This is a genomic window from Rhodococcus jostii NBRC 16295, assembly GCF_001894825.1.
Classification (GTDB): domain Bacteria; phylum Actinomycetota; class Actinomycetes; order Mycobacteriales; family Mycobacteriaceae; genus Rhodococcus_F; species Rhodococcus_F jostii.
Window position 1 is genome coordinate 14,676 of sequence record NZ_BCWY01000085.1, and the last position, 23,805, is coordinate 38,480.

Below are 23,805 nucleotides of genomic sequence, written 5' to 3' on the forward strand. Positions count from 1 at the left end.
GCCGCGGCCACGCTCGCAGGCCGTCGCCACGCCCTCGGCGGGACTCGCGGCAAGGCGGATCACCGCTCCGGACGCGTTGGCCATAGGATAGATACCTGTGACTCCAGCTGACCTTGCCGAACTGCTCCGCGGAACCGCCGCGAAAGTGCTCGCCGAACGCGGACTCGACGTGTCCGTGCTTCCCGAAACTCTCACGGTCGAGCGTCCGCGCAACCCTGAGCACGGCGATTACGCCACCAACGTCGCGATGCAGGTGGCCAAGAAGGTCGGTACCAACCCGCGTGAGCTGGCCACCTGGCTTGCCGAGGCCCTGACCGCGGCCGAAGGCATCGACTCCGCCGACATCGCGGGCCCCGGCTTCCTCAACATCCGCCTGGCTGCCGACGCGCAGGGCGCGATCGTCGCGAAGATCCTCGGGGAGGGCGCCGCCTTCGGGTCCGGCCACACGCTCGACGGCAAGAAGATCAACCTCGAGTTCGTTTCCGCCAACCCGACCGGCCCCATCCACCTCGGTGGAACGCGCTGGGCGGCCGTGGGCGATGCGCTCGGCCGGATCCTGTCCACCCAGGGCGCGGCGGTCACCCGCGAGTACTACTTCAACGACCACGGCGCGCAGATCGACCGGTTCTCCCGCTCCCTGATCGCGGCCGCCAAGGGCGAGCCCGCCCCCGCGGACGGATACGCCGGCGCGTACATCGCCGACATCGCCGCCCAGGTGCAGCAGCAGCGCCCCGACGCGCTGGACCTGCCCGCGGACGAGCAGCAGGAAGTTTTCCGGTCCATCGGCGTCGAGCTGATGTTCGCCCACATCAAGCGGACGTTGCACGAGTTCGGCGTCGACTTCGACGTCTACTTCCACGAAAACTCGCTGTTCGAGTCCGGCGCGGTGGAGAAGGCCGTCGAGACGCTGAAGGACTCCGGCAACCTGTTCCAGGAAGACGGCGCCTGGTGGCTCAAGAGCACCGATTTCGGCGACGACAAGGACCGTGTCGTCATCAAGAGCGACGGCAACGCGGCGTACATCGCCGGTGACATCGCCTACTTCCAGGACAAGCGCTCCCGCGGCTTCGACCTGTGCATCTACATGCTCGGTGCCGACCACCACGGGTACATCGGCCGGCTCAAGGCGGCCGCGGCGGCATTCGGCGACGACCCCGACACCGTCGAGGTGCTGATCGGCCAGATGGTGAACCTCGTTCGCGACGGTGTGGCCGTGAAGATGAGCAAGCGGGCCGGAACGGTCATCACCCTCGACGACCTGGTCGAGGCGATCGGCGTCGACGCGTCGCGGTACGCGATGATCCGGTCGTCGGTGGATTCGAGCATCGACATCGACCTCGAACTGTGGACGAGCACCGGCAACGAGAACCCGGTGTACTACGTCCAGTACGCGCACGCCCGGCTGTCGGCCATCGCCCGCAACGCCGCCGACCTCGGCATCGCCGTCGCGGATCCCGATTTCGCGCTGCTGGTCTCGGAGCAGGAGGGCGATCTGATCCGCACCCTCGGCGAGTACCCGCGCGTCGTCACCAGCGCCGCGAATCTGCGTGAGCCGCACCGCATTGCGCGGTACCTGGAGGAGTTGGCCGGTGCCTACCACCGGTTCTACGGCGCCTGCCGGATCCTGCCCCAGGGCGACGAAGAGGTCGGCCCGCTGCACATTGCGCGACTGGCGCTGTGCGACGCGTCCCGTCAGGTTCTGGCCAACGGTCTCGCACTGCTCGGCGTCAGCGCACCGGAGCAGATGTGAACGCGCACCCCGCAGGTCCCAAGCACGCCGAGCAGCTGCACGCGCCCGGTCTGCCCGAACGTCCCTCCGACGCGGCCGCTTTCGCCGCACTGTCTTCCGACGTGTGGCCCCGCAACGCGCAGCGGGCCGCCGACGGAGTCGTGAGTCTGGCCGGTATCCCGGTCACCGAACTCGCCGAGAAGTACGGCACCCCACTGTTCGTCGTCGACGAGGACGATTTCCGGTCCCGCTGCCGCGACATGGCCCGCGCGTTCGGACCGACGGCCAAGGTGCACTACGCCTCCAAGGCCTTCCTGTGCGGCGAGATCGCCCGCTGGGTCGCCGACGAGGGCCTGTCGCTGGACGTCGCGTCCGGCGGTGAACTGGCGGTCGCTCTGCACGCCGGTTTCCCCGCGGAACGAATTGCCATGCACGGCAACAACAAATCGGTGGCCGAGTTGAGTGCCGCCGTCTCGGCTGGGGTCGGGCACGTCGTGCTCGACTCCGCGATGGAGATCGACCGCCTCGACAAGGTGGCCGCCGAAGCCGGTGTGGTCCAGGACGTCCTGATCCGCGTGACCGTCGGAGTCGAGGCGCACACTCACGAATTCATCTCCACCGCCCACGAGGATCAGAAGTTCGGGTTCTCGCTCGCGGGTGGAAAGGCCATCGACGCGGTCCGGCGGGTGTTCGCCGCCGACAACCTGCGACTCGTCGGTCTGCACAGCCACATCGGCTCGCAGATCTTCGACGTCGACGGCTTCGAGTTGGCCGCGCACCGCGTGATCGGGCTCCTCCGGGACGTCGTCGCGGAGTTCGGTGTGGAGAAGACCGCGCAGATCTCGATCATCGACCTCGGCGGCGGGATGGGGATCTCCTACGTCCCCACCGACGACCCGCCGCCCGTCGATCAGCTCGCCGCCAAACTCGGCGACATCGTGCGCAACGAGTCGGCACTCGCCGGTCTGCCCGAGCCGACGCTCGCCGTCGAACCCGGACGCGCGATCGCCGGACCCGGAACGGTGACGCTGTACGAGGTCGGCACCATCAAGGACGTCACCGTCGGCAGCAACCTCACCCGTCGGTACGTCAGCGTCGACGGCGGAATGAGCGACAATATCCGCACCGCGTTGTACCAGGCGGAGTACGAGGCGAAGCTGGTCTCGCGGGTCAGCGAAGCCGAACCCGTGGTGTCCCGCGTCGTCGGCAAGCACTGCGAGTCGGGTGACGTCGTGATCCGCGACACCTGGATGCCCGAGGACATCGACGCCGGCGATTTGCTTGCCGTCGCGGCCACCGGTGCATACTGCTATTCGATGTCGAGCAGGTACAACCTGCTCGCCCGCCCTGCCGTGGTGGCGGTGCGCGACGGACAGTCGCGCGTGATCCTCCGGAGGGAAACCGTGGAAGACCTGCTGAGCTTGGAGGTACAAGAGTGACGAGCGAATCGGCGCATCGCGCTATCGGTGTGGCCGTCCTCGGCCTCGGCAACGTCGGGAGCGAGGTCGTGCGCATCCTGCGGGAGCACAGCGAAGACCTCGAGGCTCGCGTCGGTGCCCCGCTGGAACTGCGGGGTGTGGCCGTCCGCCGCCCCGGCAAGGACCGCGGAATTCCCGAGGAGTTGCAGACCACCGACGCGGAGTCGCTCGTGGCCCGCGACGACGTCGACCTCGTCGTCGAGGTGATCGGCGGTATGGACCTGCCGCGCAAGCTGATCCTCTCGGCGCTCAATTCCGGCAAGTCCGTCGTCACCGCCAACAAGGCGCTGCTCGCCGATCACACCGGTGAACTGGCCGAGGCCGCGGAACTGCACAACGTCGACCTCTACTTCGAGGCTGCCGTGGCCGGTGCGATCCCCGTAATCCGCCCGCTCATCCAGTCGCTCGCCGGTGACCGGGTGAACAAGGTCGCCGGAATCGTGAACGGAACCACCAACTTCATCCTGTCGGCGATGGACGAGACCGGCGCGGATTACGCCTCGACCCTCGCCGAGGCCGGACGGCTCGGGTACGCCGAGGCGGATCCGACCGCTGACGTGGAGGGCTACGACGCCGCGGCCAAGGCGGCCATCCTCGCGTCGATCGCCTTCCACACCCGGGTGACCGCCGCGGACGTGTACCGCGAGGGCATCTCCAAGATCACCGCGGCCGACCTGACGTCGGCCCGCGCACTCGACTGCACGATCAAGCTGCTGTCCATCTGCGAGCGGATCACCACCCCCGAAGGCAAGGAGCGGATCTCGGCGCGGGTCTACCCGGCGCTCGTGCCGCTGGAACACCCGCTGGCGTCGGTCAACGGCGCGTTCAACGCCGTCGTCGTCGAGGCCGAGAACGCCGGACGTCTCATGTTCTACGGTCAGGGTGCGGGCGGCGCCCCCACCGCGTCCGCCGTGATGGGCGATCTGGTGATGGCCGCGCGGAACAAGGTGAACGGTGGCCGCGGCCCCCGCGAGTCCAAGTACGCCAAGCTGAAGGTCGCGCCGATCGGCGACATCCCCACGCGCTACTACGTCAACATGCAGGTGGCGGACAAGGCCGGGGTGCTGTCCGCGGTGGCTGCCGAGTTCTCGCAGCACGGCGTCAGCATCTCCACCGTGCGGCAGGAAGGCGCCGGCGACGGTGCCCGCCTCGTGGTCGTGACCCACGTCGCGACGGATTCCGCTCTGTCGGAAACCGTTGAGGCACTGAGTAAACTCGAATTCGTCACCGCTGTGACCAGCGTGCTGCGACTGGAAGGCACCGAACAATGACCGGCACCCGTAACCCCGTTCACATCCCCTGGCCGGGGCTGATCGAGGCTTACCGCGACCGCCTCGCCATCGGACCGAACTGGAAGACGGTCACCCTGCGCGAGGGCGGCACCCCGCTGCTGCCCGCCGGGCACCTGTCGGAGATCACCGGGTGCGACGTCTACCTGAAGGTCGAGGGACTCAACCCCACCGGTTCGTTCAAGGACCGCGGCATGACGATGGCCGTCACCGACGCGCTCGCCCGCGGCCAGCAGGCAGTCCTGTGCGCCTCCACCGGCAACACGTCCGCCTCCGCTGCCGCGTACGCCGCCAAGGCCAAGATGACCTGCGCCGTGCTGGTGCCGCAGGGCAAGATCGCGATGGGCAAGCTCGCGCAGGCCGTCATGCACGGTGCGCGGATCATCCAGGTGCAGGGCAACTTCGACGACTGCCTCGAACTGGCCCGCAAGACCACCGCGGAGTTCCCGACGATCGGGCTCGTGAACTCGGTCAACCCGGTCCGCATCGAGGGGCAGAAGACCGCGGCATTCGAGATCTGCGACGCGCTGGGCAAGGCCCCCGACGTGCACGCGCTCCCGGTCGGCAACGCGGGCAACATCACCGCGTACTGGCGCGGCTATTCCGAGTACTACGCGGACGGCCTCACCAGCGTGAAGCCCCGCATGCTCGGAGTGCAGGCCGCTGGCGCCGCACCGCTCGTCCTCGGCGCACCGGTGAAGGACCCGGAGACGATCGCCACCGCGATCCGCATCGGCTCGCCCGCATCCTGGAACGGCGCTGTCGCCGCCAAGGAGGAGTCGCACGGCGCCTTCCGGGCCGCCACCGACGACGAGATCCTCGAGGCGTACCGCCTGATCGCCCGGACCGAAGGCGTGTTCGTCGAGCCCGCGTCCGCTGCGAGCGTCGCGGGTCTGCTCGCGGCCCGCAAGGAGGGCTGGCTGGACTCCGGGCTGACCGTCGTCTGCACGGTCACCGGCAACGGCCTCAAGGACCCCGACACGGCGCTGGCGGGTATGCCTGAGGTCCAGCCGATTCCGGTCGACCCTGTCGCTGTCGCCTCGGCCCTCGAGCTGGCGTAGTGGTGGCGCCCACGCCCACCACGCCGCAGGACCAGACCGCTGATATGACACAGACCCTCCCCACGGGCCTTACCGTGACCGCACGCGTGCCTGCGTCGAGCGCCAACCTCGGCCCGGGATTCGACACGTTGGGTATCGCGCTCGGGTTGTACGACGAGATCACGGTGACCACCACGGGTTCGGGGCTGAAGATCCGTGTCGAGGGCGAGGGTGCCGACGACGTGCCGTGGGGTCCGTCCCATCTCGTGGTCCGGGCGATCGAACGCGGCCTGGAATCGGCCGGGGTGTGGGCTGAGGGCCTGGATGTGGTGTGCCGCAATGTGATACCCCACTCGCGTGGCCTGGGTTCCTCCGCGTCCGCTGTCGTCGGGGGACTGGCGGCCGCCAACGGGCTGGCCACCAAGCTCGACCCCGAACTGGGGCTGTCGCACGATCAGCTCGTCCAGCTGTCGTCCGAGTTCGAAGGCCACCCCGACAACGCGTCGGCGAGCGTGCTCGGCGGTGCGGTCGTGTCGTGGAGCTGTGTGGGCGAGCAGGCCGAGGGAGCGCCGACCGCCACCGACGTCTACTCGGCCGTCGCGCTGAAGGTGCACCCCTCGATCCGCGTCGTCGCACTGGTGCCGGGGGAGCGCTCGTCGACCGCCCACACGCGGGGTCTGTTGCCGGAGACCGTTCCCCACCGGGACGCCGCGTTCAACGTGAGCCGCGGAGCCCTCGCTGTGGTGGCGCTCACAGAGCGCCCCGACCTCCTGATGGCGGCCACCGAGGACAGGCTGCATCAGACGCAGCGCGCTCCCGCCCTTCCGCTGACGACCCGATGGATCGCCATCCTCCGGAAGGCAGGTATCGCCGCCACCGTCTCGGGAGCGGGACCGACGGTCCTCGCACTGACCACGGAACCTTTCCCCGTGGATCTTCGAGCGCAGGCGGAGGCCGAGGGGTTGCAGGTGCTCGAACTGGCCGTCGCGGACGGCGTCCGGACCAGCTGACACGCCGTAGGGGCGTCTCCTTGCCCCTACGGGCGTTCACAGCTATCCTGGGCAATGTCCGTACATCGTGCGCATCAGACGCCGGTGCTTCACCAGGGCAATTACTCCAGGTCAATCGGGGTTGACGGCTCCTGGCACGATCCCCCGCACTTTCTGTCGTGTAGGGATTGCGAGTACGCGCCTGTTTCAAGGTGATGTGATGGCGGGCAAGCCGGCAGTTCTTCACATGCAACTACGTACGGCACATCCGAATTCGGTATCGACACCGAATTACGGGACGAACCCTCGACTCAGCGCAGCGCGAGTGAGGGAAGGAAAGGACCTCCGTGACCGATACGGACCTCATCGCCGCTCCTGTGCGCGCCTCCTCGGTGGATACCGTTGGCGCGCAGGCAGGCGACTCTTCACAGGCATCATCCACCGTGACGGCCTCCACCAAGCGCGCTGACGCGCGCCGAGGTGCCGGGTTGTCCGGAATGGTGCTGACCGAGCTTCGCACCCTCGCTGGTGAGCTGGGTATCAAGGGCATCTCGGGGATGCGCAAGGGCGATCTGATCGCCGCGATCAAGGAGCGTCAGGGCGGCTCTGCGGCCCCGGCTGCTGCCGTGACCGAAGCCGCTCCCAAGACCCGGGCGACGCGCGCGAAGCGCGAACAGTCGGCGCAGACCGAACTCGAAGTGACTCCCCAGCCGGACACCACCGAGAAGGCCGCCGAGCCCAAGACGCCCGAACCCGCGACGGGCGACGGCGCCGACACCGACACGGCCGAGGGCGGACGCCGTGGGCGTCAGCGCCGCGGATCCGCGCGTCGCGCAGGCGCACCCGAGCAGGGTGACCAGGGCAGCAACGCTCAGGACACTGCCTCGGCGACTGCCACCGACACGCAGCAGGCCGCCGAGCGCAAGCAGGCCGAAGACCGTCAGGATTCCGCCGAGAAGCCCGCCAAGCAGGACGGCGCCGGCGACCAGGGCGGCGACCGCAACCGACGTGAGCGCGGCGGCGACCGCGGTGATCGTGGTGATCGCGGCGACACCCGCGGTGACCGCGGCGACCGTGGTGATCGCGGAGACAACCGTGGCGACCGCAGCCAAGGCAGCAACGGCCCGCGGAACAACGACAATCGCCCCGGCGACGACGAGGAAGGCGGTCGCGGGCGCCGCGGACGTCGCTTCCGCGAACGTCGTCGTGGACGCGACCGTGGCGAAGGCGGTGGCGGCGACGCCCGCGAGACCGAGATCCGCGAGGACGACGTCCTGCAGCCGGTCGCGGGCATCCTGGACGTCCTCGACAACTACGCGTTCGTCCGGACCTCCGGCTACCTGGCCGGACCGAACGACGTCTACGTGTCGATGAACCTGATCCGCAAGAACGGTCTCCGTCGCGGCGACGCCATCACCGGCGCCGTCCGGGTGGGACGCGAGGGTGATCAGGCCAACCAGCGGCAGAAGTTCAACCCACTGGTCCGCATCGACACCGTCAACGGTGGCGACGTGGAGGCGGCCAAGAAGCGCCCCGAGTTCGGCAAGCTCACCCCGTTGTACCCGAACCAGCGGCTGCGTCTGGAGACGACGCCGAACATCCTGACCACGCGTGTCATCGACCTGGTGATGCCGATCGGCAAGGGTCAGCGCGCGCTGATCGTGAGCCCGCCGAAGGCCGGTAAGACCAGCGTCCTGCAGGCCATCGCCAACGCGATCGCGACCAACAACCCCGAGTGCTACCTCATGGTCGTGCTGGTCGACGAGCGTCCGGAAGAGGTCACCGACATGCAGCGGTCGGTGAAGGGCGAGGTCATCTCCTCGACCTTCGACCGCCCGCCGGGAGACCACACCTCGGTCGCCGAGCTCGCCATCGAGCGTGCGAAGCGCCTGGTGGAGGCCGGTAAGGACGTGGTCGTCCTGCTCGACTCGATCACCCGCCTCGGCCGCGCGTACAACAACTCGTCGCCGGCCTCGGGACGCATCCTGTCCGGTGGTGTCGACTCGACCGCGCTCTATCCGCCGAAGCGTTTCCTCGGTGCTGCGCGCAACATCGAGAACGGCGGTTCGCTCACGATCATCGCGACGGCCATGGTCGAGACCGGTTCCACCGGCGACACCGTGATCTTCGAGGAGTTCAAGGGCACCGGTAACGCCGAGCTGAAGCTCGACCGCAAGATCGCGGAACGCCGTGTGTTCCCGGCCGTGGACGTAAACCCGTCCGGTACTCGTAAGGACGAGCTGCTGCTCAGCCCGGACGAGGCCGCGGTGCTGCACAAGCTGCGGCGCGTGCTGTCGGGTCTCGATTCGCACCAGGCCATCGATCTGCTGATCGACCGCCTCAAGAAGAGCAAGAGCAACATCGAATTCCTCATGCAGGTGTCGAAGACTGCTCCGGGCGCGATCGACGACTGATCATCGACCTGAAGCGGGGCCCGGCGACCACGGTCGCCGGGCCCCGCTGTTTTCGCTGGATACATCACCGTGGAACAAAACGCGGACCGCCTGCGTTGACCACACCGCAAGCACAAATGCCGATTGGGATCGCGAACATGCGTTCTGGCATACTGAGCGGCTGAGTCCGGTTCCGGTTCACGTCTTCGAATGGCGAAGGCGACCCGGCGACCATTGAAAGGGACACCATGAAGTCAGGTATTCACCCCAATTACGTGGCCACCACCGTGGTCTGTGGTTGCGGAAACACTTTCGAGACCCACAGCACCAAGGAGACCGGGCGTATCAACGTCGAGGTCTGCTCGCAGTGCCACCCGTTCTACACCGGCAAGCAGAAGATCCTCGACACCGGTGGACGTGTCGCCCGCTTCGAGGCTCGCTACGGCAAGCGCGCCGGCAAGGGCGCAGCCAAGGAATCTGCAGAGTCCTAGCTGTTCCGCCGACGCCCGTCCTGCGATAATTGCAGGCCGGGCGTCGGCTTTTTTGTGCCTATTCCCGAAAAGAACGCAGAGCGGAGCGAATCATGGCAGGGACCACCCAGCCTTCGGCCATCGACGACATCCTGGCCGAACATGCCGGCCTGGAGCAGCAGTTGGCGGACCCGGCCCTGCACAACGATGCTTCCGCGGCCCGTAAGGCGGGCAAGCGATTCGCCGAGCTCGCACCCATCATGGCGACGTACACCAAGCTCAAGTCGGCGCAGGACGATCTCGATGCGGCCCGCGAGCTGGCCGCCGACGACTCCAGTTTCGCCGCCGAGGTGCCCGACCTCGAGGCGCAGGTCCTGGAGCTCGACAAGACTCTCACCGACCTTCTCGCACCCCGCGATCCCCACGACGGTGACGACGTGGTGCTCGAGGTGAAGTCGGGGGAGGGCGGCGAGGAATCCGCGCTGTTCGCTTCCGACCTGGCCCGGATGTACGTGCGCTACGCCGAGCGTCACGGCTGGCGTGTCGAGATCCTCGACGCGACCGTGTCCGACCTCGGCGGATACAAGGACGCGACGCTGTCGATCAAGTCGAAGGGCGATGTGCGTGACGGAGTCTGGGAGCGCCTGAAGTTCGAGGGCGGCGTCCACCGCGTGCAGCGGGTGCCCGTGACCGAATCTCAGGGACGGGTCCACACGTCCGCGGCCGGTGTCCTCATCTACCCGGAGCCCGAGGAGGTCGAGGAGGTGCAGATCGACGAAACCGATCTGCGCATCGACGTCTACCGCTCGTCGGGCAAGGGCGGCCAGGGCGTCAACACCACCGACTCCGCGGTGCGCATCACCCACCTGCCCACCGGCATCGTCGTGACGTGCCAGAACGAACGCTCGCAGCTGCAGAACAAGGCCCGCGCCATGCAGGTCCTCGCGGCTCGACTGCAGGCTGCGGCCGAGGAAGCGGCAGATGCGGAGGCGTCGGCCGGCCGGCAGAGCCAGGTGCGTACCGTCGACCGCTCCGAGCGCATCCGCACGTACAACTTCCCCGAGAACCGCATCACCGATCACCGGATCGGTTTCAAGTCCCACAACCTGGACGCCGTCCTGGACGGCGAACTCGACGCGCTGCTCGACGCCCTGGGCAAGTCGGACCGCGAGGCGCGACTCGCCGCGGAGTAACCGCGAAGCCGGGACCGCGCACCGGCCGGCGGGCCGCGTGGCAGTCTGTACCTGTGAGTCGCCTTCCTCTTCGCCTGGCCCTGATCGACGCAACCGCGCAACTCGACGAGGCCGGGGTGCGCAGCTCCCGTGCGGACGCCGAATTGCTCGCAGCACACCTGCTGGGGGTGGAACGGACCCGGCTCGGCCTGGTCCCGCTCGTCGACGAGTCGGTGATCGACGCCTACAAGAAGATGGTCGACCAGCGAGCCAAGCGGATTCCGTTGCAGTACATCCTCGGTACGGCCGCGATGGGTGACATCGACATCGAGGTCGGCCCCGGGGTGTTCGTGCCGCGTCCCGAGACGGAACTGCTGCTCGGGTGGGCGCTGGCGTTCCTCGGAAGTTGTGATCAGCACCCGCCGGTCGTCCTCGACCTGTGCACCGGGTCGGGTGCCTTGGCGCTCGCGATCGCCAATGCCCGCCCCGACGCCGTCGTCCACGCGGTCGAACTCGAACCGCATGCGCTCGCGTGGGCCCGCCGCAACGCCGACTCCCGCGAACAGGCCGGCGACACACCGATCCGGCTGTACCAGGGCGACGTCACCGACCGCACGTTGCTGGCCGGGCTCGAGGGCGGCGTCGACCTGATCGTGTCGAACCCGCCGTACATCCCGGAAGGCGTCGAGCTCGAACCCGAGGTGGCCGACCACGATCCGCACAGCGCGCTGTTCGCCGGACCTGACGGTCTGTCCGTCATCAAGCCGATGATCTCGAATGTCGCGCGCTGGCTGCGGATCGGGGGAGCGGTCGGAATCGAACACGACGACACCAACGGGTCCGATGTGGCGGCCCTGTTCGCATCCCGTCGTGTGTTCGGCGAGGTCGCGGAGCACCCCGACCTCGCCGGCAAGCCGCGGTTCGTGGTCGCCCGGCGCATCGCCACGGATATCGAGGCGCAGCGTGCAGGCGCCGTCGCCGAGGGTGAAAGAATGGGCGGGTGAGTACCGTTTACGACTGTGGCCTTCCCGATTCACGCTCCGCCGGAATGAGTGCGGCCAAGAATGCGCTGAAGGCCGGAAGGCTCGTCGTTCTCCCCACGGACACGTTGTACGGAATAGGCGCGGATGCGTTCGACGGCGAGGCCGTCGCCGCTCTGCTGCGGGCCAAGGGTCGCGGTCGCGACATGCCGGTTCCGGTGCTCGTCGGCTCGTGGAACACGATCGACGGACTCGTGTACAGCGTGCGCCCGCAGACCCGCGACCTCATTCGCGCGTTCTGGCCCGGCGGGCTGAGTCTCGTTGTGGAACAAGCGCCTTCGCTGGCCTGGGATCTCGGCGACACTCGGGGAACGGTGATGCTTCGCATGCCGCTGCACCCGGTCGCGCTCGAACTGCTGCGTGAAGTCGGACCGCTGGCGGTGTCGAGCGCGAATGTCTCCGGCCGCCCGCCCGCCACGACGGTCGAGGAAGCGCGGGAGCAACTCGGCGGATCCGCGAGCGTGTACCTCGACGGCGGTCGGGCGGAGCAGGGTCAGGCGTCGACGATCGTCGACCTGACCGGCGCGGCCCCCCGGATTCTGCGTGAAGGCGCGGTGCCCACCGGCGACGTCGCCGACGTGCTCGGAGTGACGGCGGAGAGTCTGTCCGCCCAGTGATTGCTGCCGAATCGGCCGGCGTGGCGCTGGCTCAAGCAGGTGGGGGCGCGGGTGTCCCTCTGCGCGAACTGCTGCTCGTGCTGTTCACCGCTGCGGTGGTCACCTACCTGGCCACCGGTGCCGTGCGCCTGTTCGCGCTCCGATTCGGGGCGGTGGCGGTGCCGCGGGACCGCGACGTCCACGTCACGCCGACGCCCCGGCTCGGCGGCGTGGGCATGTACCTCGGCATGCTCGTCGCGCTGTTGTTCGCCCAGCAGCTTCCGGCGCTCACCAGGGGATTCGAGTTCACTTCCGACATTCCCGCGGCGCTGGTCTCCGGGTTCGTGATCGTCCTGGTCGGGGTGGTCGACGACCGGTGGGGTCTGGACGCGCTCACCAAGTTCGTCGGTCAGGTCACCGCGGCGGGCATTCTCGTCGTGATGGGCGTGAGCTGGTTCATCATCTACATGCCGTTCGGGGACGGCAGCACGGTCATCCTGGACCAGCTCCAGGCCGGTCTCGTCACGGTGGGTGTCGCCGTCGTGATGGTGAACGCCATGAACTTCGTCGACGGTCTCGACGGTCTCGCCGCGGGCCTGGGCCTGATCTCCTCGCTCGCCATCTGCGTCTTTTCGGTCGGGCTTCTGCACGACCAGGGCGGTGACGTCAGCGCCTATCCGCCCGCGCTGATCGCCGCGGCGCTGGCAGGTGCGTGCCTCGGATTCCTGCCGCACAACTTCCAGCCCGCCAAGATCTTCATGGGGGACTCCGGCTCGATGCTGATCGGCCTGATGCTCGCGGCCATCTCCACGAGTGCGTCCGGTCGCATCCCGCTCACCGCGTACGGCACCCGTGACCTGCTCGGTCTGCTCTCACCGCTGCTCCTCGTCGGCGCCGTCATGTTCATCCCGATCCTCGACCTGCTGCTGGCCATCGTTCGGCGTACCCGGGCGGGGGTGAGCCCGTTCAGTCCCGACAAGATGCACCTTCACCACCGGCTCCTGCAGATCGGCCATTCGCATCGCCGCGTCGTGCTTCTCATCTACTTGTGGGTCGGTGTCCTGGCCTTCGGTGCGGTCGGATCGGCGCTGTTCGATCGCCGTGTCGTGGTGCTCCTGGTGGCGGGAGGCCTCGTGTTCGCGCTGGTCGTCACGGCCGTTCCGTCGATCCGCGGACAGCAGCACGACCGTCGGGGCTGACCGGAGGTTGCGGAGGACCGATGACGATCCACTACCCTTGGCGACCGTGACGTTCACCCCTGCCTCTGCCCCCGATCACACCGCGTCGTTGCGGGCTGCCGTCCGCTACGGAGTTCTCGGTCTGATCGTGCTGGCAGTGGTCGGCTCGATCGTCGCCTATCTCGTCGCGGGCAAGCCCGGTCTCTACGGTGCGCTGCTGGGTGCGGCCGTCGGGGGAGGGTTCATCCTCTGTACCGCACTGGGTGTGCTGTTCACCGCGAAGCTTCCGGCCCTGACGGCGGGAGCGGTACTGCTCGGTACGTGGTTGCTGAAGATGATCCTCGCAATCACGGTCCTGGCGGTCCTCAAACCGCTCGACTTCTACGACAAAACCGCATTGGTGCTGGTCATGGTGCTGTCGCTGGTGATCGTGCTGGGAGCGGAAACGTATGGGGTGCTGGGAGTCAAGGCTCCGTACGTCGAACCGACGCCGTCGGACGACGCCGGATCGACGGATTCGGACGATAAGTAGTACTACGAGATGTAGTAAAATTGAATCGACCCGGACCCCGTCTACACAACGTCGTAGATGACTTGCTAAGGTCTGGGTCAAGCGAGAGCAATGAGAGTGCGAGTAAGTTACTCGCCGGTATTGCATGCTTGTAGGTGGCCGCACTTCCAGGGCCGCCGAGTCGACGAGAGTCGCCGACACCGACAGACGCTGGACTCGAACAGTCCGCAGCAGCTGACGAATACGCGAGTCGAGCTTGTCGACTTGTTTGATCGTCAATGTCCGATCGAACCGCAGTCAACGAAGGCTGCGGACCGACTACGGGAGAGAACGCTGAGCGTCATCAACGTGGCTGCTGGAGAAGAATTCCACGCGCCTTCCCTGAACGACTTCTTCCCGCCCGCGGTCCTGTTCGAAGGGACTCCGTTCGAACTCGACCGCCTGATGCTGGTTCGCATCCTGCTGTCCGGACTGATGATGCTCTTCTTCGTCATCGCGCTGCGCAGCCCGAAGATCATTCCCCGCGGTGTCCAGAACATCGGTGAGATCGCGCTCGACTTCGTCCGGATCAACATCGCGGAAGAGATTCTCGGCAAGGAGCAGGGCAAGCGCTTCCTGCCGGTCATCACCACCATCTTCTTCCTGGTGCTCGCCAGCAACCTCGGCAGCATCATCCCCTTCATCAACATCTCGCCGAACGCGCGAATCGGCATGCCGCTGGTGCTCGCCGCCCTCGCGTACATCGTTTTCAACTACGTCGGCATCAAGAAGTACGGCTTCTTCAAGTACGTGAAGAGCAGCATCGTGGTCCCCGGTGTTCCGCTTCCGCTGCACTTCCTGCTCGTGCCGATCGAGTTCATCTCGACGTTCGTCCTCCGGCCGTTCACGCTCATGGTTCGTCTCATGGCCAACATGCTGGCCGGCCACATCCTGCTGGTGCTGTTCTTCAGCGCCACCCAGTACTTCTTCTTCATCTCAGGTGGCTTCCAGGCCGTGTTCGGTGTGGCCTCGCTTGCCGCCGGCATTGCATTCACCTTCTTCGAACTGCTGGTGATCTTCCTGCAGGCCTACGTCTTCGCGCTGCTCACGTCGGTGTACATCGATCTGGCGCTGCACGCGGATTCGCACTAGCACCACAAATTTCACGACCCGCTACACCAAGAACTGAGCCTCCCGCCGAATCCGGCGGAGGTCAACAGAAAGGGAACGGAACACCATGAGCCTCGCCTACCTCGCTCAGGAAGCTGTCCAGGAAACCAACTCGACGGGCTTCGGGGCCATCGGCTACGGTCTCGCCGCGATCGGCCCCGGCATCGGCGTGGGCATCGTTGTCGGTAAGGCAATCGAGGGAATGGTTCGCCAGCCCGAGATGGCCGGACAGGTTCGTACCACGATGTTCCTCGGTATCGCCTTCACCGAAGCCCTCGCGCTGATCGGCCTCGTCGCCGGCTTCATTTTCTAAGACCGTCATGGCAGCCAACATCGCAGTCCTCGCGCAGGAAGAGAGTCACAACCCTCTCCTGCCCGAGACGTATGACATCGTTTGGTCGATCGTCTGCCTGGTCATCGTTGGTTTCGTCTTCTGGAAGTACGTCCTTCCGATGTTCCAGAAGGTCCTTGCCGAGCGAACCGAGCAGATCGACGGCGGCATCAAGCGGGCCGAAGAGGCCCAGGCCGAAGCGAAGGCGGCGCTCGAGCAGTACCGCGCTCAGCTCGCCGAGGCTCGCACCGAGGCTGCGCAGATCCGTGAGGACGCGCGCACCCAGGGGCAGCAGATCATCGCCGAAATGAAGGCACAGGCTCAGGAAGAAAGCGACCGCATCGTGGCCGCCGGCAACAACCAGCTGGTTGCGCAGCGTCAGCAGATCGTCACCGAACTGCGCGGCGATCTCGGCCGCACCGCCGTCGACCTCGCCGAGAAGCTCATCGGTGAGTCCCTCGCCGACGACGTGAAGCGGGCCGGCACGGTCGATCGATTCCTGAACGAGCTCGACTCCATCGGCGCAAATTCCGCAGCAGGGAAGTGAGCACCATGTACGCAGCGAGCCGTGAGGCCTTGACGCAGACCCGTGCTGCGTTGTCTTCGGCCTTGGGATCCGTCTCTGCCGGAGCAGCCACAGCGGCCGCGGCCCAGATCGGGGCCGAGCTGTTCTCGGTCGTCGAGATCCTGGACGAGCAGCGCACTCTCCGGAGTGCCCTGTCGGACAGCTCGACGCCCGGGAGCGTTCGCGAAGGTCTGGCCGAACAGGTGTTCGGCGGCAAGGTTTCAGCAGAGACCCTCGCCGTCCTGAAGGCGGCGGTGGGCCAGGACTGGTCCACCACCTCCGACCTGCGCAACTCGCTGGTGCTCCTCGGTCGGGAATCGCTGCTGAAGGCAGCTGCCGACCAGGGACAGCTCGACGCCGTCGAGGACGAGCTCTTCCGCCTCGGCCGCATCGTTGCGGGCGACCCGCAGCTCGAGCAGGCACTGTCCGACCGTTCCGTATCGGCAAAGGGCAAGCGTCAACTGCTGTCCAAGCTGCTGTACGGCAAGGTCACCGCGGTCACCGAGGCGCTGGCGACCCAGGCAGTGGGCCGGCTGAAGAACTCCGCACCCGCGGACGCCTTCGACGAACTGTCGAATCTGGCAGCAGCACAGCGGAAAGCCGTTGTCGCCAAGGTGCGCAGCGCTGCTCCGCTGTCCAGTGAGCAGTCGGATCGGCTGACCGCCACCCTCACCCGTACCTACGGGAAGCCGGTGACGGTTCACGTGGAGGTCGATCCTGAACTCCTCAGCGGCTTGGTCGTCCGGGTGGGCGACGAGGTGATCGACGGCAGCGGAGCGGGACGTCTCGCAGCGTTGCGGAAGTCCCTCAAGTAGTCCGCAACCGAACCCCATACCCCAGATCTTTTCGAAGACCAGACACCGAGAGCAGGAAAAACATGGCGGAGCTGACGATCTCCTCCGACGAGATCCGTAGCGCGATCGAGAACTACACCGCGAGCTACTCCCCGGAGGCCTCCCGCGAAGAGGTCGGCGCTGTGACCGACACCGGCGACGGCATCGCGCACGTCAGTGGCCTGCCTTCGGCGATGGCCAACGAACTGCTGGAGTTCCCCGGCGGAGTTCTGGGCGTCGCGCTCAACCTGGATGCCACCGAGATCGGTGCCGTCATCCTGGGCGATTACGAGAACATCCAGGAAGGCCAGGAAGTCAAGCGGACCGGCGACGTGCTGTCGGTACCCGTCGGAGACGCGTTCCTGGGCCGTGTCATCAACCCACTCGGCCAGCCGATCGACGGCCTGGGCGAGATCGAGAGCAACGAGACCCGCGCCCTCGAGCTGCAGGCCGCCTCGGTGCTCGAGCGTCAGCCCGTCGAGGAGCCGCTGCAGACCGGCATCAAGGCCATCGACGCGATGACCCCGATCGGCCGCGGACAGCGTCAGCTCATCATCGGCGACCGTAAGACGGGCAAGACCGCCGTCTGCATCGACGCGATCCTGAACCAGAAGGCCAACTGGGAGACCGGCGACGAGAAGCAGCAGGTGCGCTGCATCTACGTCGCGATCGGACAGAAGGGCTCCACCATCGCGGGCGTCAAGGCTGCCCTCGAGGAGCAGGGCGCGATGGAGTACACCACCATCGTCGCCGCCCCTGCCTCCGATTCCGCCGGCTTCAAGTGGCTTGCCCCGTACACCGGCTCCGCCATCGGCCAGCACTGGATGTACCAGGGCAAGCACGTCCTGGTCGTGTTCGACGACCTGACCAAGCAGGCCGAGGCGTACCGCGCCATCTCGCTGCTGCTGCGTCGCCCGCCGGGACGTGAGGCATACCCCGGTGACGTCTTCTACCTGCACTCCCGCTTGCTGGAGCGCTCGGCCAAGCTGTCCGACGCCCTGGGTGGAGGCTCGCTGACCGCGCTGCCGATCATCGAGACCAAGGCCAACGACGTCTCGGCCTACATCCCGACCAACGTCATCTCCATCACCGACGGTCAGGTGTTCCTCGAGTCGGACCTGTTCAACAAGGGTGTCCGCCCCGCCATCAACGTCGGCATCTCGGTGTCCCGTGTCGGTGGCGCCGCGCAGACCAAGGGCATGAAGAAGGTCTCCGGTTCGCTGCGTCTGGAGCTGGCTCAGTTCCGTGAGCTCGAAGCGTTCTCCGCCTTCGCCTCCGACCTGGACGCCGCCTCGAAGGCACAGCTCGAGCGTGGTGCCCGCCTGGTCGAGCTGCTCAAGCAGGATCAGTACAGCCCGATCCCCGTCGAGGACCAGATCGTGTCGATCTACCTCGCCGGTGAAGGTGTCTTCGACAGCGTGCCCGTCGGTGACGTCCGCCGCTTCGAGGCCGAGCTGCTCGACGAGCTGCACCGCAGCGCCTCCGGCGTGTACGAGAGCATCAAGGGCGGCAAGGCGCTCGACGCAGACAACGCCAAGGCGCTGCTCGAGGCCACCGAGAAGTTCAAGGAAACCTTCCTCGCGTCCGACGGAAGCCGGGTCGTGAACGAAGCCGAGGCCGAGGCTCTCGACGCCGGCGAGGTCGGCCACGAGCAGATCAACGTCAAGCGCACCACCGTCAGCAAGTGAGCGGCCAGCCCATGATGCTGCGAAACATGAAGGGAGAGTGATCGATCGATGGCAAGCATTCTCGAACTGAGGTCTCGCATCAAGTCGGTCAACTCGACCAAGAAGATCACCAAGGCTCAGGAACTGATCGCGACCTCGCGCATCACGAAGGCTCAGGCCCGTGTCGCTGCGGCGAAGCCGTACGCCGAGGAGATCACGAAGGTTCTGTCGGAGCTGGCCAGCGCGTCCGCTTCGCTGGACCACCCGTTGCTCAACGAGCGCACCGATCCCAAGCGTGCTGCGGTCCTGGTCGTCACCAGTGACCGCGGTATGTGCGGTGGATACAACTCCAACGTCCTCAAGGAGGCCGAGGAGCTGTTCCAGCTGCTGCGCAGCGAGGGCAAGGATCCGGTCATCTACGTGCTCGGATCGAAGGGGCTGGGGTACTACACGTTCCGCGGCCGCGGCTTGGGAGGTGCGTGGACCGGGTTCTCCCAGGATCCGGGCTACTCCGACGCTGCCAAGGCGAGCCGGCACCTGGTCGACCTGTTCATGGCCGGATCCGGCTCGGAGGTTCCCGCGCCGAACGGTGAGGGCACCATCGAAGGCGTCGACGAGCTGCACATCGTGTATACCCGTTTCGTGTCGATGCTGAACCAGTCCCCCGAGGTTCGCCGGATGGCTCCCCTCGAGGTGATGGTCTCCGAGGAACACGTCGAACTCGGCGAAGACATGCTGTCGAACGGTCACGGATCCAGCAACTCGGAACCGGTCGCCGGATACAACTTCGAGCCGGAACCCGACAAGTTGCTCGGTGCCTTGCTGCCGAAGTACATCAGCACCCGCATCTTCTCCTCGCTGCTGGATGCTGCGGCGTCGGAGTCGGCTGCCCGTCGTACCGCCATGAAGGCCGCGACGGACAACGCAAACGAACTGGTGAACACGTTGAGCCGTCAGGCAAACCAGGCTCGCCAGGCCCAGATCACCCAGGAAATCAGCGAGATCGTCGGCGGCGCGAATGCGCTAGCCTCGAGCGCAGGAAGTGACTAAGCAATGACCGCAGCAGTAACCGAAAACAACGGGGCAGGCTCGGATTCGTCCGTCGCCGGCCGCGTCGTGCGGGTCATCGGTCCCGTCGTGGACGTTGAATTCCCGCGTGGCGCTATTCCTGAACTGTTCAACGCCCTGCACGCCGAGATCACGCTCCCCTCGGTCGCCAAGACGCTGACCCTCGAGGTCGCACAGCACCTCGGCGACAACCTGGTGCGCACCGTCTCGATGCAGCCCACCGACGGCCTGGTCCGCGGCACCTCGGTGTCCGACACCGGCAAGCCGATCTCGGTTCCCGTCGGCGACGTCGTCAAGGGCCACGTGTTCAACGCACTGGGCGACTGCCTCGACGCTCCCGGCACGGGTCGCGACGGCGAGCAGTGGGGCATCCACCGCAAGCCACCGGCCTTCGACCAGCTCGAGGGCAAGACTGAGATCCTCGAGACCGGCATCAAGGTCATCGACCTCCTCACCCCGTACGTCAAGGGTGGAAAGATCGGTCTGTTCGGTGGTGCCGGTGTCGGCAAGACCGTTCTGATCCAGGAAATGATCACCCGTATCGCCCGCGAGTTCTCCGGAACCTCGGTGTTCGCAGGCGTCGGTGAGCGCACCCGTGAGGGCACCGACCTTCACCTCGAGATGGAAGAGATGGGCGTCCTCCAGGACACCGCCCTTGTCTTCGGCCAGATGGACGAGCCGCCGGGAACGCGTATGCGCGTCGCCCTGTCCGCGCTGACCATGGCGGAGTACTTCCGCGATGTCCAGGGCCAGGACGTTCTGCTGTTCATCGACAACATCTTCCGTTTCACCCAGGCCGGTTCCGAGGTGTCGACCCTGCTCGGTCGTATGCCTTCGGCCGTGGGTTACCAGCCGACCCTGGCTGACGAGATGGGTGAGCTGCAGGAGCGCATCACCTCGACGCGAGGCCGCTCCATCACCTCGCTGCAGGCGATCTACGTGCCCGCCGACGACTACACCGACCCGGCGCCGGCCACGACGTTCGCGCACCTCGATGCCACCACCGAGCTGTCGCGTCCGATCTCGCAGATGGGTATCTACCCCGCTGTGGATCCGCTGACCTCCACTTCCCGCATCCTGGAGCCCGGCATCGTCGGTGAAGAGCACTTCCGGGTCGCCAACGAGGTCAAGCGCATCCTGCAGAAGTACAAGGAACTGCAGGACATCATCGCCATCCTCGGTATGGACGAGCTGCAGGAAGAGGACAAGGTCCTCGTCGGCCGCGCCCGCCGTCTGCAGAAGTTCCTCGGACAGAACTTCATCGTCGCCGAGAAGTTCACCGGTCAGCCCGGTTCCGTGGTGCCGCTCCGCGACACCATCGAGGCGTTCGACCGCATCTGCAAGGGCGAGTTCGATCACCTGCCTGAGCAGGCGTTCAACAGCTGTGGTGGACTCGACGACGTCGAGGCTGCAGCCAAGAAGATCGCCGGGAAGTAGTCGACGATGGCTGAGATGACCGTGGAACTCGTCGCCGTGGAGCGACGGTTGTGGTCTGGTTTGGCGACTCTCGTCAGTGCACAGACGACCGAAGGTGAGATCGGTGTCATGCCTGGGCATGAGCCGGTTCTCGGACAGCTGGTCGAGGGCGGAGTGGTTGCGATCACGACCGCCGACGGTGAGCGTATCGTCGCTGCTGTGCACGGCGGGTTCCTGTCCGTGACCGCGAAGACAGTCACCATCCTCGCCGAGTCAGCCGACTTGGCCGAGGACATCGATGTGGAAGCGGCCAAGGCCGTGCTCGAAGAGAGCGGAGACGACCTCGAGGCGATTGCTGTCGCCAAGGGCCGGATCCGTGCCGTAGAGCGCGCCTAGGTTGCTCGAGAAAGACCGCGACGGAGCCGACGAACAGTGTCAATCGGAATGACTGTGTTGATCATTCTGGTTGTGCTGCTCGCGGCCTTCGTCGCGGTCTTTCTGTATCGGCTTGCAGTACTGCGCCGCGGTGGAACCGCGGCGATCCTCCGGGTGACGCCCGCCCCGGGGGACACCGGCTGGCGCCACGGCGTCATCCGCTACGGCGAGGGTTCTCTCGTCTTCTTCAAATTGTCGAGTTTGCGTCCCGGCCCGGATTCGCGCATCGAGCGCCAGGGCATCGAAGTCGACGGTCGTCGCAGCCCCGAGGGCTCCGAATTCGACATCATGTCCGAAGAAATCGTCATCTTGTCGGTCAAGGACCGCGGGTCTTCGTACGAGATCGCATTGGACGGGGGAGCGCTGACCGCGTTCCTGTCCTGGGTCGAATCCCGGCCGTCCGGACGATCGGTGCGCGGACGCCGACTCTGATCAGGCCTTCCCGGCTCCAGGCTTCCAGAGCACGTCGCCTTCGGGGTTCGCCAGTCTGCTCATGATGAACAGCAGATCCGACAGCCGGTTGAGATACTTCGCCGGCAGCGCGTTGGTGTTCTCGGGATTCGCGTCGACGGCGGCCCATGCGGACCGTTCGGCGCGCCGGGTCACGGTCCGCGCCACGTGCAGCAGAGCCCCCAGGGCGGTGCCGCCGGGGAGAATGAACGAGTTCAGCGGTTCCAGGCGCTCGTTCAGCTCGTCGCACCAGCCTTCGAGACGGTCGACGTACTCGGCGGTGATGCGCAGCGGCGGGTACTTGGGTTCATCCATCACCGGGGTGGACAGGTCCGCGCCGGCGTCGAACAGGTCGTTCTGGATCTGCCGCAGGATCGACCGGACCTCCTCCGGAGGGTCGCCGAGCGCGACCGCGACACCGATCGAGGCGTTGGCCTCGTCGCAGTCGGCGTACGCGATCAGACGCGGATCGTTCTTCGACACACGGGAGAAATCGCTCAATCCGGTGGTCCCGTCGTCGCCGGTCCGGGTGTAGATCTTGGTGAGGTGTACGGCCATAGCGTTACGGTACCGGCCTCCGGGTTCGGCCTCCCTGGCTCTAGGCTGTGCTCTGTGAGCGAACGCTTCCTTGTCACCGGCGGTGACCGCCTCGTAGGTGAAGTGTCTGTCGGGGGCGCGAAGAACAGCGTTCTCAAGCTGATGGCTGCAGCGCTGTTGGCTGAGGGCACTACAACCGTCACCAATTGTCCGGACATCCTGGACGTCCCCTTGATGGCCGACGTCCTGCGAGGCCTCGGGTGCGAAGTGGATCTCGACGATTCCGTCGTCCGGATCACTACACCTGCCGAGCCCAAACATCACGCCGATTTCGCGGCGGTACGCCAGTTCCGCGCGTCGGTGTGCGTGCTGGGACCATTGGTCGCGCGGTGCCGACGGGCCGTGGTGGCACTCCCCGGTGGCGACGCCATCGGTTCGAGGCCCCTCGACATGCACCAGTCGGGGCTGCGGTTGCTCGGCGCGCACAGCACGATCGAACACGGGTGCGTGGTCGCCCAGGCCGAGGATCTGCACGGCGCGAACATTCGGCTCGCCTTCCCGTCAGTGGGAGCGACCGAGAACATCTTGATGGCCGCCGTGCTCGCCAAGGGCGAGACGGTGATCGACAACGCGGCCCGTGAACCCGAGATCGTCGACCTGTGCAACATGCTGAATCAGATGGGCGCGAAGGTCCGGGGGGCCGGCACGTCGACGCTGACGATCCAGGGCGTCGCCAAACTCGAGCCGACCACGCACCGCGTCATCGGCGATCGAATCGTCGCGGCGACGTGGGGGATCGCAGCGTCGATGACCCGCGGTGACGTGCGCGTTCGCGGGGTCAATCCGAAACACCTCGGCTTGGTGCTCGACAAACTGCGCGTGGCCGGCGCCGAAGTCACCGCCGAGTCCGACGGATTCCGGGTCGTCCAGGAGGCACGGCCGACCGCGGTCAACTTCGCGACGCTGCCGTATCCGGGATTCCCCACCGACCTGCAGCCGATGGCCATCGGCCTCGCCGCGGTCGCGGAGGGAACATCGATGATCACCGAGAACGTCTTCGAGGCGCGGTTCCGCTTCGTCGAGGAGATGATCCGGTTGGGTGCCGATGCGCGGACGGACGGTCACCACGCAGTGATCCGGGGAATCGCGCAGCTGTCGAGCGCACCGGTGTGGTCGTCCGACATCCGGGCCGGCGCGGGCCTGGTGCTGGCGGGGCTCGTCGCCGACGGGGTGACCGAAGTGCACGACGTCTTCCACATCGACCGTGGTTATCCGCGCTTCGTCGAGATCCTCCAGGAACTCGGTGGTCGGATCGAGAGGGTGGACGCCGATCCCGGTTCACACCGGTGAGTCCGGCGTCACAGGCGCCGGTGTCAGCGTCCGGGCCGCGAATACGGTCCTGCTCACGGTTCTGACCAGCGGAATCCCGACGGACGAACACCGCGACCTGGCGATTTGGCAAGCAGTTT

Annotated in this window: 23 protein-coding genes; 22 read left to right on the plus strand and 1 reads right to left on the minus strand. The window is 66.6% G+C overall.

Annotation, left to right across the window (positions count from 1 at the left end; all coding sequences use genetic code 11):
* Positions 1-97: 97 nt before the first annotated feature.
* From argS to RJ1_RS35630, 21 genes are all read left to right on the plus strand, one after another.
* Positions 98-1,750, plus strand: a complete 1,653-nt coding sequence (argS, locus tag RJ1_RS35530; protein WP_073367385.1) for an arginine--tRNA ligase — start codon at positions 98-100, stop codon at positions 1,748-1,750.
* Positions 1,747-3,168 (plus strand): diaminopimelate decarboxylase, encoded by a 1,422-nt coding sequence (gene lysA / locus RJ1_RS35535; RefSeq protein ID WP_073367388.1) that lies wholly within the window; start codon positions 1,747-1,749, stop codon positions 3,166-3,168. The genes argS and lysA overlap by 4 nt, the downstream gene beginning before the upstream one ends.
* On the plus strand, positions 3,165-4,478 hold the full coding sequence (locus tag RJ1_RS35540) for a homoserine dehydrogenase (protein ID WP_073367390.1): 1,314 nt from the start codon (positions 3,165-3,167) through the stop codon (positions 4,476-4,478). The genes lysA and RJ1_RS35540 overlap by 4 nt, the downstream gene beginning before the upstream one ends.
* Positions 4,475-5,557 carry a threonine synthase gene (gene thrC / locus RJ1_RS35545; RefSeq protein WP_073367393.1) on the plus strand — a complete coding sequence of 361 codons (1,083 nt, stop codon included), beginning with the start codon at positions 4,475-4,477 and terminating at the stop codon, positions 5,555-5,557. Before RJ1_RS35540 ends, thrC begins: the two co-directional genes overlap by 4 nt.
* A 44-nt stretch (positions 5,558-5,601) precedes the next feature.
* Positions 5,602-6,546: a homoserine kinase gene (gene thrB, locus RJ1_RS35550; protein WP_073367435.1), complete on the plus strand. Its 945-nt coding sequence runs from the start codon at positions 5,602-5,604 to the stop codon at positions 6,544-6,546.
* A gap of 326 nt (positions 6,547-6,872) precedes the next feature.
* Positions 6,873-8,939, plus strand: coding sequence for a transcription termination factor Rho (rho, locus tag RJ1_RS35555; RefSeq protein WP_073367396.1), 2,067 nt, complete (start codon positions 6,873-6,875; stop codon positions 8,937-8,939).
* Between the two features lie 227 nt (positions 8,940-9,166).
* The gene (gene rpmE / locus RJ1_RS35560; RefSeq protein WP_005252948.1) at positions 9,167-9,409 is read left to right on the plus strand and encodes a 50S ribosomal protein L31; all 243 of its coding nucleotides are present in this window, start codon (positions 9,167-9,169) and stop codon (positions 9,407-9,409) included.
* A gap of 92 nt (positions 9,410-9,501) precedes the next feature.
* Positions 9,502-10,581, plus strand: a complete 1,080-nt coding sequence (gene prfA, locus RJ1_RS35565; protein WP_073367399.1) for a peptide chain release factor 1 — start codon at positions 9,502-9,504, stop codon at positions 10,579-10,581.
* Between the two features lie 53 nt (positions 10,582-10,634).
* Positions 10,635-11,564 carry a peptide chain release factor N(5)-glutamine methyltransferase gene (gene prmC / locus RJ1_RS35570; protein ID WP_073367402.1) on the plus strand — a complete coding sequence of 310 codons (930 nt, stop codon included), beginning with the start codon at positions 10,635-10,637 and terminating at the stop codon, positions 11,562-11,564.
* Positions 11,561-12,217 (plus strand): L-threonylcarbamoyladenylate synthase, encoded by a 657-nt coding sequence (locus tag RJ1_RS35575; protein ID WP_073367405.1) that lies wholly within the window; start codon positions 11,561-11,563, stop codon positions 12,215-12,217. Before prmC ends, RJ1_RS35575 begins: the two co-directional genes overlap by 4 nt.
* A complete protein-coding gene (locus RJ1_RS35580; protein ID WP_073367408.1) occupies positions 12,214-13,395 on the plus strand; it encodes a glycosyltransferase family 4 protein in 1,182 nt (393 codons plus the stop codon). Before RJ1_RS35575 ends, RJ1_RS35580 begins: the two co-directional genes overlap by 4 nt.
* A gap of 37 nt (positions 13,396-13,432) precedes the next feature.
* Positions 13,433-13,906 (plus strand): Cg1360 family ATP-synthase-associated protein, encoded by a 474-nt coding sequence (locus RJ1_RS35585; protein ID WP_073367410.1) that lies wholly within the window; start codon positions 13,433-13,435, stop codon positions 13,904-13,906.
* A 327-nt stretch (positions 13,907-14,233) separates the two neighbouring features.
* Positions 14,234-15,016 (plus strand): F0F1 ATP synthase subunit A, encoded by a 783-nt coding sequence (gene atpB / locus RJ1_RS35590; RefSeq protein WP_073367413.1) that lies wholly within the window; start codon positions 14,234-14,236, stop codon positions 15,014-15,016.
* Between the two features lie 85 nt (positions 15,017-15,101).
* Positions 15,102-15,347, plus strand: a complete 246-nt coding sequence (locus RJ1_RS35595; RefSeq protein WP_005252955.1) for an ATP synthase F0 subunit C — start codon at positions 15,102-15,104, stop codon at positions 15,345-15,347.
* A 7-nt stretch (positions 15,348-15,354) separates the two neighbouring features.
* The gene (locus tag RJ1_RS35600; protein WP_073367415.1) at positions 15,355-15,912 is read left to right on the plus strand and encodes a F0F1 ATP synthase subunit B; all 558 of its coding nucleotides are present in this window, start codon (positions 15,355-15,357) and stop codon (positions 15,910-15,912) included.
* A 5-nt stretch (positions 15,913-15,917) separates the two neighbouring features.
* Positions 15,918-16,745 carry a F0F1 ATP synthase subunit delta gene (locus RJ1_RS35605; protein WP_073367437.1) on the plus strand — a complete coding sequence of 276 codons (828 nt, stop codon included), beginning with the start codon at positions 15,918-15,920 and terminating at the stop codon, positions 16,743-16,745.
* Positions 16,746-16,807: 62 nt separating this feature from the next.
* Positions 16,808-18,451: a F0F1 ATP synthase subunit alpha gene (gene atpA, locus RJ1_RS35610; RefSeq protein ID WP_073367417.1), complete on the plus strand. Its 1,644-nt coding sequence runs from the start codon at positions 16,808-16,810 to the stop codon at positions 18,449-18,451.
* A gap of 48 nt (positions 18,452-18,499) precedes the next feature.
* Entirely contained in the window at positions 18,500-19,480 is a 981-nt protein-coding gene (locus tag RJ1_RS35615; RefSeq protein ID WP_073367420.1) for a F0F1 ATP synthase subunit gamma, read from the plus strand.
* A gap of 3 nt (positions 19,481-19,483) precedes the next feature.
* The gene (gene atpD, locus RJ1_RS35620) at positions 19,484-20,935 is read left to right on the plus strand and encodes a F0F1 ATP synthase subunit beta (RefSeq protein ID WP_073367422.1); all 1,452 of its coding nucleotides are present in this window, start codon (positions 19,484-19,486) and stop codon (positions 20,933-20,935) included.
* Between the two features lie 6 nt (positions 20,936-20,941).
* Entirely contained in the window at positions 20,942-21,310 is a 369-nt protein-coding gene (locus RJ1_RS35625; RefSeq protein ID WP_073367425.1) for a F0F1 ATP synthase subunit epsilon, read from the plus strand.
* Between the two features lie 48 nt (positions 21,311-21,358).
* Positions 21,359-21,781 carry a DUF2550 domain-containing protein gene (locus tag RJ1_RS35630; protein ID WP_073367427.1) on the plus strand — a complete coding sequence of 141 codons (423 nt, stop codon included), beginning with the start codon at positions 21,359-21,361 and terminating at the stop codon, positions 21,779-21,781.
* Here the strand turns inward: RJ1_RS35630 and RJ1_RS35635 are convergent, their stop codons facing one another.
* On the minus strand, positions 21,782-22,357 hold the full coding sequence (locus RJ1_RS35635; RefSeq protein ID WP_073367430.1) for a cob(I)yrinic acid a,c-diamide adenosyltransferase: 576 nt from the start codon (positions 22,355-22,357) through the stop codon (positions 21,782-21,784). It abuts the gene before it with no gap.
* 54 nt (positions 22,358-22,411) lie between these two features.
* Here RJ1_RS35635 and murA point away from each other — a divergent pair, with 54 nt between their 5' ends.
* Positions 22,412-23,686: a UDP-N-acetylglucosamine 1-carboxyvinyltransferase gene (murA, locus tag RJ1_RS35640; protein ID WP_073367432.1), complete on the plus strand. Its 1,275-nt coding sequence runs from the start codon at positions 22,412-22,414 to the stop codon at positions 23,684-23,686.
* Positions 23,687-23,805: the final 119 nt, after the last annotated feature.